Source organism: Bradyrhizobium cosmicum (assembly GCF_032290525.1).
In the GTDB taxonomy this organism is placed as follows: domain Bacteria; phylum Pseudomonadota; class Alphaproteobacteria; order Rhizobiales; family Xanthobacteraceae; genus Bradyrhizobium; species Bradyrhizobium cosmicum_A.
On record NZ_JASXTA010000285.1, the window covers coordinates 1 to 265 of the forward strand.

1 protein-coding gene is annotated in these 265 nt (G+C 54.7%); it reads left to right on the forward strand.

From position 1 onward, the window contains the following. The coding region (locus QSV46_RS39990; protein WP_314964136.1) for a hypothetical protein at positions 1–265 on the forward strand (265 nt) is incomplete at both ends.

Below are 265 nucleotides of genomic sequence, written 5' to 3' on the forward strand. Positions count from 1 at the left end.
TATCTACCCTCCCTCACTCGCGCTTCGTCGCGACGTATCAAACCGTGCATTCTACCTGAATGGCCTGATTGGACGCCTGGATCGGCCCCTGCTGGACAATGACAATTATTCGGAGTTTCTGCGCGTCTACAAGACGACAAGGGGGTGGATGCCGGAAGGTGACGTCCGAGGTGGTGTTTTCGCATCGGAATGCGAAATCGCCGAATCAGAGTTTTTCGATGTTCAGCGCCTTGCCTGGAAAACCTACACGGAAGACGTGCTGGAC